A 14,434-nucleotide genomic window follows, 5' to 3' on the forward strand; every position below is an offset into this window, starting at 1 on the left:
CATCAAGAAGCAGCTCGATACGCTGGACTACGCGACCGCTTTCCAGGCCAGCAACGATCAGGCCTTCAAGGCCGCCGAGATCATTGCTGGCATGGCGCCAGGTGACCTCAACAAGGTGCTGTTCTGTAATTCGGGTTCGGAGGCCGCGGACACGTCGTTGAAGGTCGCGCTGGCTTACCACCGTGCGCGGGGCGAAGGCCACCGCAATGTATTCATCGGCCGTGAAAAGGGTTACCACGGCGTTGGTTTCGGCGGCATGAGCGTGGGCGGCATTCCGGCCAACCGCAAGGTGTATGGCGCCGCGCTGTTGCCTCGCGTGGACCACATGCGCTTCATCCATGACCCGGTCAATCATGCCTACATCAACGGTGCTGAGCCCGTGTGGCAGGAAGACCTGCTGCTGGAACTGGAAAATCGCATCCTGCCGCTGCACGACCCGAGCAACGTGGCTGCCGTCATCGTCGAGCCGGTATCAGGAAGCGCCGGATGGTACCTCCCGCCCAAGGGCTACCTGAAACGGCTGCGCGAAATTTGCGACAAGCACGGCATCCTGCTGATTTTTGATGAAGTCATCACGGGCTTCGGCCGCCTGGGCACCGGTTTCGGGGCAGACTATTACGGTGTGGTGCCCGACATGCTCAACTTCGCCAAATGCGTGACCAACGGTGTCATCCCGCTGGGTGGTGTGATCTGCTCCGACCGCATCTATGACGGCATGATGAATGCCAATGCCGGTGCGCCCGAGCATGCCGTGGAGTTCTTTCACGGCTATACCTACTCCGGCCACCCGGTCGCTTGCGCGGCCGCAATTGCGACGCTGGAGCTGTTCAAGGAAGAACAGCTGTATGAACGTGCCGGCCAGATGGGCAAGGTATTGGGCGACGCGATGCACAGCGGCCTGAAGGGCCTGCCCAATGTGATCGGTATTCGMAGCCTGGGACTGGCCGGCGCGGTCGAGCTGGCGCCGGTGACGGGTGTGCCGGGCAAGCGCGCGTATGACATCTTCATGGACTGCTTCCACAACGGTGTGCTGGTGAGGCCGGCGGCTGACAACATCGTGGTCTGTCCACCCTACATCGTCGAAAAAGAACATATCGACCGCATCGTCAATGTGGTTGCCGACGCCATCCGCAAAAACACCTGATTTCCGCCAGCCGAGCCCCAAAAGGCTCTTCAGGGTTTGGGTGCCAGCTGCTTCTGCAGGCCCGCGCAATAGTCGGTCTCCCGGAGCGGGGCCGTTGCCCACACGGCGTCGAAAGCGTCTGCCTTCTCGGCATTCGCGGGGTTCCCGGCAAGCAGGCGCACTACTTTGGCTTTTATGTCCGTCGGCAGGTGCAACGGTACGCCCAATTGCCGGTTCGCATGGCCGCTTCCGGCCAGCAGCAGCACTGTCTTGCCGGGCAGCACGGCCTGCCCCAGGGTGTTGGCCATGGTGATGTCCTTGGCAATCTGGATACGTGTCATGGGCGTGATCTGGCCCTCAGGCAACAGGTTGCAGTGGCCGAGACGGATTAACTGCTGCTGGGCTTTGAGGGCGGGGCCTGGCAAGCGGGCGTCAAGCCGATTGTCGGCCATGCTTTCCGGCATTTGCGCCCGGGGCAGATTGGCGCCCATCACGGGGACACCGGCGCGCACCGCGGTCATCACGGTAGGGCCGTAGGCTGTCCATGGCCAGCCCTTATCGTTCCAGTTGAGCGCATTGCGCACCTGCTGCTCGGTGGCGCTGGGTCTGAGCGCGGAAGTACTTGCACCCGTGTCGGCCATCTCAAGGGCTACGGCAGCCAGCGCCCCTTTGGCCGCCAGGGCGGCGACCACCTGCTGCTCGATTGTCTGGTGCTCAGCGGCGTCGTGCTGCTCCCCGAGGATCAGGACGTCGGCAGGGAGCAGCGCCTCCAGCCGGGTGGATGTCTGTGCGGTTTCGCTGCCCTGCACCTGCAGGATGGGCGCTTCGGGCCGTCCCGCGCAGCCTCCCGCCAAAGCCGCCGTGGCGGCGCAGACAAGGCATGCCAAAGCATGAGGGGTGAGGAGGTGGCGCATCGATGGATACTACCGCTTCCAGCGGCTTCTGTTCCGCGCCGTTACGCTCTGCCATGCCTTCCTTGCCCCACCGTGCCGCCCAGTCCCCGCCCGTACGTGTCGTCCTGACCTTGTTGCTGGCCTGGGGTGCCGCTTTCTTGTGTATTGCGCTGCGCACGCCTTTGCCCTGGATGATCGGCCCCTTGCTGGCGACGGCGGTGGTGTCAATGCTGGGCGGACCTACGGCCAGCTGGACGCCACTGCGCAACTTCGGGCAATGGATCATCGGCTGCGCACTTGCACCTCACGCCGCTGGTGGTGCAGGCAGAAAGCCCGCCAGGCGATTGATTGGGCAGAAAGACACACCCAGCGGGGGGGCGCTCCTTCAAGGGGCCGCGGGGCTGGCTCCGCCAGACCGCAGGCACAGCGGCCCCCTCGGGGGCAAGGAGCTACCCGAAGTGAGAGACCGTGGAGGCTCTACTTCTAATGAAGCGATATCGGCGTGTTGGCAAGACCGCTGTAGCCTTCCAGCGTGTCTTCGATTTCTTCTTGCGTGGGAGTGTTTTGCGCCCAGGCGCTCAGGCGCTGCTGGAACATTTCAGCCCAGGATCCATCCAGATAGACCTCCTTGCCCGAACGCTTGTCGACGATTTCGAAGCCATGCCGGGCCAATTCGGGAACGGCCGGGACAGGCGCGGATTCTTCCGGCGCATTGGCGTGAATCTGCATGACAGCAAAAGATTCCGAGTCGTAAAGCATTTGCATGGTGTAGGTCCTTTAGCTTCAGATAGCAACGATGAGGCCAAGTTCAAGGGCCCGGGGGGTTAAGTGCGAAAGCATGCGGTAAAGGCGCGTAGTGCGTGTAAAACCGCACATAAAACGGGCACCTCCGTGCGGCATAACAACGCCGGTTTGTTGAACTCAGCTCTTGGTGATCGCGCTGAGCTGCTGGTCAATGAAATCCCCGTTCTGCTGGGTGATCCTGCTGCGAACGGGAAGATACCCCAGTGACGGGGCATACCAGAGTTCCACTTTCTGATCGAACTCACGCCGGGGCTGACGGGTGAGTTTGAGCGTATTCAGCTCGCCATAGGGAAGTACCATTTTCTCTTCGCCTTCCACCCGGAACGTCCAGGTGTCTGCATCCCGCGGTCCCACGGTGTAAATTGAAATGGTGGAGCCCGCCGGAAAGCCGGCCGGGTTGCCCGCCAGTATGGCAGCCAGCTGGATGAAGACGCTGACCCGGTCCTGTGCACCCTTGATCCAGGGGACCGTCGGCGTATTGGCGCTGAAGGTGATCTGCCCCTTGTCTGCTTCAAAATGCGCGGCCACTTCGCTTCTTGATTTGTCGGAAAAGCGGGTTGGCGCCAAGCCTTCCGGACCCACCTGCCCGGTGCTTGCCATGCTGCGTGAACCTAAAAACAATGCGCTGACGCGCATGGAGGCGCTGTAGTTGTCGCCTGAATAGCGCCATCCCAGTTCGGCGTCCGCGTGGTAGTTCAAGCCCTTTGCGCTGCCGGTCATTTTGTATTCCAGTCGCGCGCTTTCCGGCAAGGCCACCGCCGTCACCGCCGACTGGTCTGGGTCGACTGTCGCGGGGGCGCTGGCAGCAGCGATTGTGGGCGTTGCCTGTGCGGGCATGCTTTGCGGATTTTCTACCTGGGGCGTGCTGGATGTCACCACCTCGGGAGGCGAGATAGCTATCAAATCAGTAGCTGGTTGCGCTGGACTCTCTTGGGTTACGGCGGGTTTCTTCTTGAATATCCTGGGCTTTGGGGGCGGTGCGGAAGGCGCGGGGGCAAGCGATGTCGGTGCAGGAGGCGGTGCGATGCTGCGCGTTGCGAAAGCCTCGCTGCGTGGGGAGGCGGCAGTTTGCTCGGGGCCGAATCGTACCGGCGCTGATTTCAGCACCAGCGTGTGGACAGCCAGCACCCCTGCAGCCAGCGCAGCAAGCACACGCCAGCGAGGCGCCGAAGGATAGCGGTCGGTGGACGCGGTCACGCCTGTGTGAATCCAAGATCACCGGAAAGTTGCCGGGCGGCGGCGGCCAGCGGCCGTGCCACCGCGCCGTCCCAGTCCGGATCAAACGTTGCAAGCGAACCCAGCGCCACAATGCCGAGCGCGAGATGGCCGTCGGCATCGAACACCGGCGCACAGAAGCCGGCTACGCCGGGCAGCAGGGTATTGACTGCGCGCGCCATGCCGCGGCGGCGGATATCTTCCAGCAAGGCATTCAGCTCGGCCATGGTGGCGGGAACATCTTTTCGCGCCAGCTTCTGGTTGCGTGTCAGTTCAGCCCTGACCAGCAGCGCCAGCCTCCCTTGTGGTTTGGCTTTGGCCTTGGGCAGGTTCGAAGACAAAAATGCGGCAAAGCACAAGCCCGTGGCGGACGACAGCAGCGGCATGACGTCGCCCAGCCGCAGGTTGACCGTCACAGACTGCGGCGATTCCTCCCAGTGGACGAGGGTTGGTCCCTGGTTGCCCCAGACCGCCAGTGCCAGGGTCTGGCCGGTTTGCATCATCAGGCGCGGCATGAGCTGACGGGCCAGCTTCACGCTGTCCAATCTCGAAAGGGAAGCGAGTCCTAACTTGAGCGCAGCCGGGCCGAGGTCGTATCGGGCGGTTGCCTCGTCCTGGACGACCAGTGCCAGCCGCTGAAAACTGACGAGATAACGGTGTGCCTTGGCCGCACTCATGCCCGCTGCGGCTGCCAGGTCGCGAAGCATCAGCGGGCCGGGTGAGGTGGAGAGCGACTCCAGCAAGCTGAAGCCGACCTCGACCGACTGAATGCCCGCGCGTTGCGGCGGCAGGCTGCTGCGTGCTGTTGCGGGGGCGCCTGGGCTGACTTTCATGGGCTTGACTAGAATTTCAGGTTCGCCGTGAGACTGTGGATGCATGGATCGTAACGCGGGGCCGGATGCCACCGCCGGCCACGGCACAATCAGGCCTTCTGCGAAAGCCGACAGCCACCAATCAGGATATTGATGAAACTTGCCACCTACAAAGACTCTTCACGCGACGGCCAGCTGGTCGTGGTGTCGCGCGATCTTTCAACAGCCCATTATGCGACGGGCATCGCGGGCAAATTGCAGCAGGTGCTGGACGACTGGAACTTCATGTCGCCGCAGTTGCAGGACTTGTACGAAACATTGAACCAGGGAAAGGCGAGGCACGCTTTTCCGTTTGAGCCATCGCGCTGCATGGCACCGCTGCCGCGCGCCTACCAGTGGGCTGACGGCTCGGCCTATATCAACCACGTGGAACTGGTGCGAAAGGCGCGCAATGCCGAAGTGCCGGAAAGTTTTTACACCAACCCGCTGATGTACCAGGGCGGTAGCGACGATTTCATTGGGCCCTGCGACGATGTGGTGGTGGCGAGCGAGGAGTTCGGCATTGACTTCGAGGCCGAGATCGCCGTGATCACCGGCGATGTGCCCATGCGCGCCACCCCCGAACAGGCGCTGGAAGGCGTGCGCCTGCTGATGCTGGCCAACGACGTGTCCTTGCGCAACCTGATCCCCGATGAACTGGCCAAGGGTTTCGGTTTCTTCCAGAGCAAACCGGCAACCGCTTTCAGCCCGGTGGCAGTGACGCTGGACGAAGTGGGCGACGCCTGGGAAAAGGGCCGCCTGCACATGACCCTGCAAAGCACCTGGAACGGCCGCAAGGTCGGTATGTGCGAAGCCGGCCCCGAGATGACATTCAGTTTCGGCCAGCTGATCGCCCATATCTGCAAGACCCGCAATGTCCGTGCCGGCAGCATCATCGGTTCAGGCACCGTCAGCAACAAGGACTGGAGCCACGGCTACAGCTGCATCGCTGAAAAGCGCGCCATCGAAACCATCGAGGATGGCAGGCCCAAAACCGAGTTCATGAAGTTCGGCGACACCATCCGCATTGAAGCCAAGGGCAAGGATGGGCTCTCAGTATTTGGCGCCATCGACCAAAAAATTGTCGAGAACGTCTGAGCTACCCCGAATAAAACCAGCAGGGGCCGCGGAACCGGCTTTGCCGGGCCGCTGGCGCCGCCCCCTCGAGGGGGGAGCAGGCTACACGCAGTGAGCCTGGACGGGGGTGTTATCTTGAATAAGCCTTGCGCGAGCCGTCTTCGAACACGGCGTCGTCACGTGATGGCTTGCCCTCGTCGTCCCAGGTTCTCTCGCGCGTGATGCGGCCGCGCTCGTCGTAGCTCGATTCGGCCACCAGCCTGCCGGCTTCGTTAAAGCGCTGGTGCGTACCCTGGGGCAGTTGCCGGTAGCGGTTGGAGGCTGTGTAGCGGCCGGCGGCGGCGATTTTCCCGCTGTCGAAGAAGTCGGTAGTCTGCAGCCAGGCGGTGTCGCCTTCGCCGCCGTACTCGGTTTTGCTGCGCGGCTGGCCGTTCAGGTAGTAAGTCTGGTCGCTGACCGGCTTGCCGGCCGACCAGCGCCTGTCGCGCGTCAGGGCGCCGCTGTCGGCGAACTCCTGCTCGCGTTCCTTGAACGAGGTTTTTGACGGGTTGGTCTCCAGCAGCCACTGGACTTCGCGCCGCCTGACGCCGGCGTTGTTGAAATAGCGTTCAGTGCGAATGTTGCCCGATACCTCGTCCAGGTAATCCGGCTTGCCACTCTCGCCCAGCGTTTCATGGCGAATGCGTTTTCCGGCCAGGTAACTGCTGGTGCCATTCAGCACKCCCTTGCTGCTGAAGAGTTCGATCTTTGAGGTGCCGCCCGAAAAACCGCACCAACGGGCGTCCTCGGCCGGCGCTGCCAGCAAAGGCTTGTCGCCGCAGCGCAAGGCCTGGAGCTGGCCGCGGTCATTGAATTCGGCATAGGCCTGCTCGACGCTGCCGCCTGCGCGCGGCCCGTAAAACACGATGCGCCGCAACTGCCCATTGGTGTGAAAGCTGCGCGCCAGGCCGGCCTCGGTGCCGTTGTCGTAGATGGAGTCGCGCAGCACCTGGCCGTCCGGTGCGAATTCACGCGCGCGGCCATGGCGGTTGCCGCGCTCGTTTTCGCCGTATTCCCGCTGTAGCTTGCCGTTCTGGTAGTAGCGCATCAAACCCATGAACTTGCCGCCCTGCAGCTCCTGTTCGCGCATCAGCCGGCCTGTGTCCCGGTCCTTGCAGCGCATGATGCCGGTTTTGCCGGCCGTGGTGTTGCCATTGTTGGGGTTGACGCTTTCACCGTTGATTTCGCAGTCTTGCACCGCATGTGCCCACGGCGAGGCCAATGCGCAGGCACAAAGGAGGACGAGGCGTTGCACGGATTTTTTCATGCAGCAGCCCCGGTTTGGCTGATGAACAGCCGTATGCCGCGCAGGAGCATCTCGACCGAAATCGCCACGAGGATGAGGCCCATCAGGCGCTCGAAGGCCATCATCACGCGGTCGCCTGCCACCCGCTGGATTCGCTCGGACAGCACCAGCACCACGGCGCACACCGCCATGGTCACGCACAGCGCCGCGATCCATTCAAGCCGCCGCGCCGGCGCCTGGGACACCAGCAACATGACCGTGGCCAGCGCCGAGGGGCCGGCCAGCGCGGGAATCGCCAGCGGCACAATCAGCGGCTCGCCCTGCAGCGGCGCGGCCTCGGGCTGGTCCGACGGGAAAATCATGCGCAGCGCGATCAGGAACATGACCACCGCGCCGGCAATCTGCAGCGACAAATCGCTGAGGTTCATCAGGCGCAGGAAGCCGTCGCCGACAAACATGAAGGCCAGCAGCAGCAAAAACGCGATCAGCACCTCACGCAGGATGACGCGCATGCGCCGCTCCGGCGCCACACCCTTCAGGGCGTTGACAAAAATCGGAATATTGCCGAACGGATCGGTGATCAGCAGCAGCAACACCGTGGCGGAAGCAAAGGTATAGGCCATATGTATGTCAGATATGTCGGGCCGTGTTAGCCGAATAAAGGGCTTCAAGTGATTGGAAACCCTTGATCTCGATGGGGTTGCCGAAGGGGTCGCAGAAAAACATGGTCCATTGCTCGCCGGCTTCTCCTGCAAAGCGCACTTGCGGCTCCAGCACAAACTCCATGCGGGCCGCTTGCAGGCGCTGCGCCAGGGCCTGCCAGTCGGCCAGGGCAAGCACCAGGCCGAAATGCGGCATGGGAACAAGCTTGTCGCCAACATGGCCGGTGCGCTCTGTCTTGAACGGTTCGCCCAGGTGGAGCGACAGCTGGTGGCCGAAAAAGTCGTAGTCGACCCAGGTAGGGGCCGAGCGGCCTTCCGCGCATCCCAGGACCCCGCCATAAAACTGGCGGGCCACGTTGAGGTCTCTGACATTGAAGGCAAAGTGAAAGAGGCTTTTCATGGTGCAAGCTTATCAGGGCATTGCCCGAAAGAGACGCTTTTGCAGCCCGGCCGGCAACAGGCATGGCGCCATGCCTGCCGATGAATGCTATGAAATAGATAGCGATTTGCGCTTGTCGGTAAAGGTCTGTGGGTGTTTCTTGCTTGAATCCGTATCAATACCGGTTCGACCCTGGTGTTTGCCTGCTGAAAACACAAAAAGCGGTTGACGCGCTGCTGCGGCGTTGCACAATGAAGGCGTGCGCTGGATCATCCAGCCGCCCGATGCAAATCGTGCACAACCTGCCAGGAGACATTCATGAGCGACGCGGACAACCCTTCTTTCCCCGGTTTCGGCAAGCTGGTGCCCGGCTTTGACTTTTTGCAGAACCTGGCCAAACAGGCGGCAGGCAGCGCCACACAAAGCATTCCGCAGTTGCCCAACCTGGGCAACTGGGTAGCGCCCACGCTGAATGTTGAAGAACTCGACAAGCGCATCGATGAACTCAAGGCTGTCCAGTTCTGGCTTGACCAGAACGCCACGGCGCTCAAGGCGACCATCCAGGCGCTGGAGGTGCAGAAGATGACGCTGGCTACCCTCAAAGGCATGAACTTCAACATGGGCGATGTGGCCAATGCCTTCAAGCTCAAGGTGGCCGACAGCGTGGCCGGTGGCGTGCAGCGTGTGGCCGACAAGGCCCGCACGTTTTCGGGGCTGGAGGTCCCGCCAACGAGCTTTGGCGCGGACAAGCCGGCCGCCACATCCAAGGCCAAGGCACCCGGCGCGGCCAAGGCCGGCGCGCAGCCGGCCGGCGTGGTGGACCCGATGCAGTGGTGGGGCGCGCTGACCCAGCAGTTCCAGACGATTGCGGCAGATGCCATGAAGGATGCCGCCAAAAAAACGGCCATGGACACCACCAAAAGCCTGGCGACCGGCCTTGCCAAGGACGCGATGAAGACCGCCACCGGCATGGCAACGGGCATGGCCCGCAACATGGCGGAGTCCGCTGGTAAAACCGTGGCGGGCGGTGCACGCGCGGCCATGAACACGGCCCTGCGCAGCAGCCAAGCTTGGCCTACACCCGCGGCCGGCAAAACTGCCGCAAAAACGAAACCCAAGGCCAAGGTGCCGGCGCGCAAGGCCGCAACTAAAGCCGCACGCAAAACCACGCGTTGATACAGGCTGACTTTTCACTGAATTTCACCAGGACGCCATGAAGCTTTTTCCCTACGGCCACGCCACACATCCGCAATGGCAGATGGCAGCAGGCCTTGTGCTGGCGCAGCTGCGCGCCTACCTCGCATTGCCCGGCTACGCCAAATCGCCCACGCTGGCGCTGCTCTACATCACCGATCACTATGCGGCACACGCGCAGGATATTCTTGACCATCTGAGCGCCGAATTGCCCGACATCACCGACTGGAGCGGCACGGTGGGTGTGGGTATCGCCTCCAACAACGTCGAGTACTTTGACGAGCCGGCGCTCACGGTCATGCTCTGCGAGCTTCCGCATGACCAGTACCGTGTGTTCTCCGGGGTGTCGCCCTTGCCCCCGGCCAGCCAGGGAAGGTTCAAGGCGCATACGGCGCTGGTGCATGCGGACGCCGGAACGCCCGACGTTGCCGAACTGATCGACGAAATGGCACAGCGCACCGGCAGCGGCTATGTGTTTGGCGGCCTGGCCTCCAGCCGCTCCAGTACGGTGCAGTTTTCCCTCAGCGGGCATGGCAATGTCAAGGGGCAGGGCGCGGCCGGCGGTGTCTTCACCGGGGGCCTCAGCGGTGTGGCTTTTGGCCAGGGCGCGGCACTGATGTCACGCATTACCCAAGGGTGCCGGCCGGTGTCTGCGCATCATGAGATCACGGCCTGCGAGTCCAATGTGGTGACCGAGCTCGATGGACAGCCGGCACTGGAGGTGATGCTGGCAGACCTGGACGTGTCGCTTGATGAGCCGCGGGAGGCCTTGGCCAAAGTGCGGACCACGCTTGTCGGCTTGAGCCGCCCGGCAGACATTCCCCATGACGGCGCCGGCCGRCACGGCCAGTTTGGCGCAGAGGTGCTGGTGCGCCACCTGATCGGGCTGGATCCGGCGCGCAAGGGGATTGCCATCGCGGAGGTGCCCGTCGTGGGCATGAAGCTGGCTTTCTGCGAACGCAACATGGAAGCCGCGCGCGCCGACCTGGTGCGTGTGTGCGCCGAGATTCGTGAAGAGCTGGAACCGGAAGAAGTCACGCTGGAAGTTGCCAGCGCCTTGAGCGCGTCAGAGGCCGAAGCCACGCCGCATGCGGCCCGGCGCATTGCGGGCGCGGTGTACGTCAGTTGCTCCGGCCGTGGCGGCCCGCACTTCGGCGCGCCCAGTGCCGAACTGCAGATCGTGCGGCGGGCCCTGGGCGATGTGCCGCTGGTTGGTTTTTTCGCCGGCGGTGAGATCGCCCGTCACCATCTGTACGGCTACACCGGCGTGCTGACGGTGTTTACGTCACCTGCCTAGGTTTACCCCTATCGGACGCTCACTGCGTGTAGCGCCTTTTCCCCTTCCAGGGGACGGGCGCCTCGCGGCCGGCAAAGCCGGACCGCGGCCCCCGCTTGAAGAGGCCGTGGGGAGCTATAAAACCTGAGCTTCCAGCAATTCGACAGGGTCGCCATAGCGCGCTGCCAGCGCCACCACTGACGGGTCGCGCAGTGCGCACAAAAAACCGTCCTTGATCAGGGTGCAGCCCCCTGCAGTCACGGTGCTGTCCAGCGTGATGAGGTCCATGTGCACGGGCGGCTCTTCCCAGTCAGGCATGACACGGCGTATGTAGTGGCTGGGTTGCGCCAGGTCGATGCCGAAGTGCAGCGCTCCGGGAGAGTTTGAGCCGGCCGGGTACACGGTGTGGCGCGGCGCCTTGGGGTTGAAGCCGCAGCCGCCGCCTTCGATCATGCGGCCACCGACCAGCATCTCGCGCAGGATCACCGCTTCTTCTGAAATTCCCTCAACCGATGAAATTGTGTCGCCTTCAAAATGGACGGCGATTTTTTCCTCGAACGGTTTGGCAAAACCGACCGCCCATTGCGGGTAAAGCACGCCCGCCATGGGCACCACGGCCTTGAAATCATTCTTGACCGAGTTGTGGTCCCACAGATTGGGGCCGTGTGTCGGCAGGTAGTGCACATAACAGCCGTCTTCCTCGGCCGTCATCTGGCCGCGCCAGCGGTTGGTGGCCAACTGGTTGGCGCGCATCGCCTGCGTGAAGCTGATGCGGAAGTCGCTGCCCCGCGGATCGGTGAAGCGCAGGTCGAAATCGCCTTCGGTCGGGTAACGGCTGGCCGTTTGGCGGATGATCTCACCGATGAGATCGACCGGAAAGCGCGCTTGCGGCGTGTGCAGCAGATCCAGGTTGCGAAAGTAGGTGATCTTGACCCAACGCTGGCCGGTGCGGCGCAGGTTGATGCACAAAGGGTCGAGGATGGAGCAGAACCAGGTAGACACCACAAAAGTGGCCTTCTTCAGCATGGCATGCACTTCTTCAGGCACGGCGGTCACCTGCGTGCTCGGCTCCATGTAAATGCGCACCTCGGCGCCGCGTGACTTGGCAATGCCGATCACGGCGTCGATCACGCGCGGGTCCAGCAGAGGGTCGACCAGCATCAGCACCCGGTCACCGGGACGTATCGCCATCACGCGCGAGAAGTTGTCCAGCGCCTGGAAGAAGTATTTGGTGTCGGTCAGATTGGCCGCAACCGGGATGGGCAGGCCAACGTAGGTGGAGATGGGTTTCATCGTGATTTCGTCGGAATTGCATGCACAAAATAGCCGAGCAAGCCGTAATCAGCTGAATAATACCAGTAAACATCAAATTTACTTAGTTGGCTAATGTAATTGCATGCAATATGTCGAGTATGCCAACAAGGGAGTACCAGCAGGCCCCGCGGAACCGGCTTTGCCGGGCCGCAGGGGTCGCCCCCTTGAGGGGGGAGCAGACTACACGAAGTGAGTCTGAACGGGGGTGTTACCTACGAAGTGCAGCGAAGGCCTCGAACTCCCAGCTCCGCATGGCCAGCAGCAAGGTGAATCCTTCGCGGTCCTTGTCGCCCAGCTTCTGGTCGGTCTGGTGCTGTTGGGCAAAGTCTTGCGCCACCCGCTGCATGCGCTCCAGGAACGAAGGCGCCAGGCCGCGGCTGATGGAGCCGTGCACCAGCAGCAGGCCTTCGCCATTGCCGTCAAATCCACCGGAAAAATAGTCAAGCAGGGCGTTTTCGCGGAAGTAGTCCATGACCGGCCCGTGCGGTCGCCAGCGGAAGGTCTTGGCGAGCTTGAGCCGGTAGCGGTTCAGCGGCTTGAGCTCGATGATGCCGATGCGGTCCAGTTGCGCGAGGTATTTGATGCACTCGGCTTCGGTCAGCCGGTAACTGGTGGTGATTTGCTCCAGCGTCCATTGCGACAGCACGCAGATGGCGGCCAGCAACAGCTTCTTGTCGGCCACCACGGCTTTTTCCTGTGCTTCGGTCAGCTCCGCCAGCAGGGGCTGGGTGTCGGCGATGCGCCTGGCCAGGTCGGCAAAGTCCAGCTTGAGCGCGCGGCAGATCGCGTCGATACGCGAGAGGGGCATATCGCCCCTGGCCAGCATGCGCTTGACGCTTGACTCGGCCATGCCGAGTTTGACGGCCAGGTCGGCGTACGTCATGCGCGCCGCCTTGAGTTCCTTTTTGAGGACGATGACAAGATCTGCGGTAGTGCTCATGAGTATCGATTATCGGTACTTTCGGGATGAATAGTAAGAACTGGTTCTAATTCCGGTGCTTCTTCCGGCGCTTGGCCTGCACAGTGCAGCTTCATTCACACAGGAGCTGCCCCATGCCAATCAGCCTGAAAACCGCCCACCGCCGTGTTGTGCCGCCGCCTTCCTGGTTTGCGCAGATGAAGGTATCGGGCTGGAAAGCCCCGGCCTGCCGCCGCGAATGCGCGCTCGCCGGCGTGTTGCTTGCGATGCTGGCGGCGGCATTGCTGGGGCCGTCGGTGGCGCAGCCTTTGCACTATCACGACTTCGCCGACCAACGAGCCTGGGGATGGTTGCCGCATGCGATGGACGTCCTCAGCAACCTGCCGTTCATGCTGTGGGGCCTGGCGGGTGCCTGGGCCCTTGTGCGTGCAGTGAAGGCGCGGGCGCTCAGCGCCGCAGCCGCAGGTTTCGCAGGGCTGTTCTTTGCCGGCTTGGCCCTCACCTCCATGGTTTCTGCAGCCTACCATCTGCAGCCGGGAGATGCCGGGCTGGTCTGGGATCGGGGCGGCATGGTGTTTGCCTTCGCCGGCTTGCTCGGGCTTGGCACCATGCAGGCCGTCAGCACCCGTGCCGGTGTAGCGGTTGCTGCAGCAGTCCTCGTTCTCGGACCGTTGTCCGTGCATCTGTGGTCGCACACGGGCAATGTGCTGCCCTGGGCCGTTTTGCAACTCGGTGGCATGTTGCTGATTGTCGGCGTCGCCTGTTTGCGGCCCACGCTGGCAGGGCGGGTGTTGCCCATCCGCTGGATGCTGGTGGTGGCCATTTATGCGCTGGCCAAGCTGCTCGAGCTGGGTGACCACGCGGTGTTCGAATGGACGGGTCAGCTGGTTTCGGGCCACACCCTGAAGCACGTGGTGGCCAGTTGTGCTGCCTGGCCCGTCGTTGCGGCGCTTCTGGACGCCCGAAAATTCAAGGCAGAATCCACAGCAGCATTCAAAAACAGAGCAGGCAGGCCATCCCGCCACAGTCTGCCGCACAACAACTGAAAAGAGGAGTCAAGCATGCCTGTTGATATGGCCGCCGCGGTGTCGCCACCCCCCGTTCACGAGCATCCGAACCAGTTCGCGCTCCTCAAGCAGCGCCGCTTCGCCCCTTTCTTCTGGACGCAGTTTTCAGGGGCGGCCAACGACAACCTTTTCAAGTTTGCCTTCACCGTGATGGTGACCTACCAGCTCAGCGTGAGCTGGCTGCCTCCCGCGCTGGCGGGGCTGGCCATTGGAGCTCTGTTCATCCTGCCGTTTCTGCTGTTCTCGGCCACCAGCGGGCAGCTCACCGACAAGTTCGAGAAGACGCGCGTGATCCGCTTTGTCAAGAACCTGGAAGTGGTGATCATGCTGATCGCTGCGGTCGGCTTCATGAGCAGCAATGCCAATGTCCAGGTG

At 62.6% G+C, this 14,434-nt stretch carries 14 protein-coding genes and 2 pseudogenes; 7 read left to right on the forward strand and 9 right to left on the reverse strand.

What is annotated here, in order from left to right; all coding sequences use genetic code 11:
* Positions 1-1,144 (forward strand): omega-aminotransferase AptA (aptA, locus tag AC1D1P_RS03990; protein WP_477672152.1); only part of this gene is annotated, 1,144 nt, incomplete at its 5' end.
* A gap of 29 nt (positions 1,145-1,173) precedes the next feature.
* Here aptA and AC1D1P_RS03995 read toward each other — a convergent pair.
* Positions 1,174-2,037, reverse strand: coding sequence for a ChaN family lipoprotein (locus tag AC1D1P_RS03995; protein WP_477672153.1), 864 nt, complete (start codon positions 2,035-2,037; stop codon positions 1,174-1,176).
* Between the two features lie 53 nt (positions 2,038-2,090).
* Here AC1D1P_RS03995 and AC1D1P_RS04000 point away from each other — a divergent pair.
* Positions 2,091-2,315, forward strand: a pseudogene (locus tag AC1D1P_RS04000) (AbrB family transcriptional regulator); the annotation flags it as partial.
* Positions 2,316-2,499: 184 nt separating this feature from the next.
* Here AC1D1P_RS04000 and AC1D1P_RS04005 read toward each other — a convergent pair.
* The 3 genes from AC1D1P_RS04005 to AC1D1P_RS04015 all read right to left on the reverse strand — a co-directional run bounded on the left by AC1D1P_RS04005 (position 2,500) and on the right by AC1D1P_RS04015 (position 4,826).
* Positions 2,500-2,781: a BTH_I0359 family protein gene (locus AC1D1P_RS04005; protein WP_477656579.1), complete on the reverse strand. Its 282-nt coding sequence runs from the start codon at positions 2,779-2,781 to the stop codon at positions 2,500-2,502.
* Positions 2,782-2,937: 156 nt separating this feature from the next.
* Positions 2,938-3,657, reverse strand: coding sequence for a DUF3108 domain-containing protein (locus AC1D1P_RS04010; RefSeq protein ID WP_477668736.1), 720 nt, complete (start codon positions 3,655-3,657; stop codon positions 2,938-2,940).
* A 356-nt stretch (positions 3,658-4,013) separates the two neighbouring features.
* Positions 4,014-4,826 (reverse strand): IclR family transcriptional regulator, encoded by an 813-nt coding sequence (locus AC1D1P_RS04015; protein ID WP_477668934.1) that lies wholly within the window; start codon positions 4,824-4,826, stop codon positions 4,014-4,016.
* 174 nt (positions 4,827-5,000) lie between these two features.
* Here AC1D1P_RS04015 and AC1D1P_RS04020 point away from each other — a divergent pair, with 174 nt between their 5' ends.
* Positions 5,001-5,984 carry a fumarylacetoacetate hydrolase family protein gene (locus tag AC1D1P_RS04020; protein ID WP_477672154.1) on the forward strand — a complete coding sequence of 328 codons (984 nt, stop codon included), beginning with the start codon at positions 5,001-5,003 and terminating at the stop codon, positions 5,982-5,984.
* 109 nt (positions 5,985-6,093) lie between these two features.
* Here the strand turns inward: AC1D1P_RS04020 and AC1D1P_RS04025 are convergent, their stop codons facing one another.
* From AC1D1P_RS04025 to AC1D1P_RS04035, 3 genes are read right to left on the reverse strand one after another with little or no spacing between them, the layout of a single operon-like run.
* Entirely contained in the window at positions 6,094-7,257 is a 1,164-nt protein-coding gene (locus AC1D1P_RS04025; protein WP_477672155.1) for a toxin-antitoxin system YwqK family antitoxin, read from the reverse strand.
* Between the two features lie 8 nt (positions 7,258-7,265).
* Positions 7,266-7,871, reverse strand: coding sequence for a MarC family protein (locus AC1D1P_RS04030; RefSeq protein WP_477668733.1), 606 nt, complete (start codon positions 7,869-7,871; stop codon positions 7,266-7,268).
* Positions 7,872-7,878: 7 nt separating this feature from the next.
* The gene (locus AC1D1P_RS04035) at positions 7,879-8,310 is read right to left on the reverse strand and encodes a VOC family protein (RefSeq protein WP_477668732.1); all 432 of its coding nucleotides are present in this window, start codon (positions 8,308-8,310) and stop codon (positions 7,879-7,881) included.
* Positions 8,311-8,607: 297 nt separating this feature from the next.
* On the opposite strand from AC1D1P_RS04035, the gene AC1D1P_RS04040 reads away from it, so the two are divergent.
* Together AC1D1P_RS04040 and AC1D1P_RS04045 are read left to right on the forward strand one after the other, a co-directional pair.
* Complete coding sequence (locus tag AC1D1P_RS04040; protein WP_477672156.1) at positions 8,608-9,465, forward strand: PhaM family polyhydroxyalkanoate granule multifunctional regulatory protein; 858 nt, start codon at positions 8,608-8,610, stop codon at positions 9,463-9,465.
* A gap of 37 nt (positions 9,466-9,502) precedes the next feature.
* Entirely contained in the window at positions 9,503-10,780 is a 1,278-nt protein-coding gene (locus tag AC1D1P_RS04045) for an FIST signal transduction protein (protein ID WP_477668730.1), read from the forward strand.
* A gap of 114 nt (positions 10,781-10,894) precedes the next feature.
* On the opposite strand, the gene AC1D1P_RS04050 is transcribed toward AC1D1P_RS04045, so the two are convergent.
* Both AC1D1P_RS04050 and AC1D1P_RS04055 read right to left on the reverse strand, forming a co-directional pair.
* On the reverse strand, positions 10,895-12,052 hold the full coding sequence (locus AC1D1P_RS04050; protein WP_477672157.1) for a hypothetical protein: 1,158 nt from the start codon (positions 12,050-12,052) through the stop codon (positions 10,895-10,897).
* Positions 12,053-12,281: 229 nt separating this feature from the next.
* A complete protein-coding gene (locus tag AC1D1P_RS04055; protein WP_477668728.1) occupies positions 12,282-13,013 on the reverse strand; it encodes a helix-turn-helix domain-containing protein in 732 nt (243 codons plus the stop codon).
* A 113-nt stretch (positions 13,014-13,126) separates the two neighbouring features.
* On the opposite strand from AC1D1P_RS04055, the gene AC1D1P_RS04060 reads away from it, so the two are divergent.
* Both AC1D1P_RS04060 and AC1D1P_RS04065 read left to right on the forward strand, forming a co-directional pair.
* Positions 13,127-14,038 (forward strand): hypothetical protein, encoded by a 912-nt coding sequence (locus tag AC1D1P_RS04060; RefSeq protein ID WP_477672158.1) that lies wholly within the window; start codon positions 13,127-13,129, stop codon positions 14,036-14,038.
* Positions 14,039-14,053: 15 nt separating this feature from the next.
* A pseudogene (locus AC1D1P_RS04065) lies at positions 14,054-14,434 on the forward strand (glycerol acyltransferase); the annotation flags it as partial.

Source organism: Polaromonas sp. P1_E1_2 (assembly GCF_056406035.1).